The organism is Paenibacillus sp. 598K, assembly GCF_003851045.1.
Taxonomy (GTDB): Bacteria; Bacillota; Bacilli; order Paenibacillales; family Paenibacillaceae; genus Paenibacillus_D.
This window is the reverse complement of record NZ_BFBX01000028.1, coordinates 39,838-40,232: the sequence shown is the minus strand read 5'-3', so window position 1 is coordinate 40,232 and position 395 is coordinate 39,838. Positions and strand designations below refer to the sequence as shown.

The 395-nt window shown below is 62.8% G+C and carries 1 protein-coding gene; it reads right to left on the bottom strand.

Annotated elements, in window-relative coordinates; genetic code table 11:
* Nucleotides 1-387, bottom strand: a 387-nt coding sequence (locus tag PA598K_RS10215; protein ID WP_128656852.1) for an SDR family NAD(P)-dependent oxidoreductase, incomplete at its 3' end; no start/stop codon positions are given.
* Between the last annotated feature and the right edge of the window lie 8 nt (nucleotides 388-395).

Genomic DNA, 395 nt, shown 5'->3' with positions numbered 1-395 from the left:
GACGAACAACGGCGCCTTGACGTTGATCCGCATCACTTCCTCATAGGATGCCTCGGTCGTCTCCTCGAGCGTCAGGATCTGACCGATCCCGGCATTATTGACCAGGATGTCGAGCCTGTGATCCTCCTGACGCGTCCGCAGCACTCCATCCACTGCCGCGAACAAGGCATGGATGCCCTCCAGCGTGCTCAGATCAGCGCCGATCGCCTGCGCCTCTCCGCCGCTGTCGGCGATCTCCCGGACGACGGCGTTTGCCTCCGCTTCTCTCGAACCATAGTGTACGAGCACGTAGGCCCCCTCCTGCGACAGACGGAGCGCGATGCTGCGGCCGATTCCTCTGCTCGCCCCCGTGACCAGTGCCAGCTTCCCTTCCAGCTTCCCTTCCAACTTCCCTT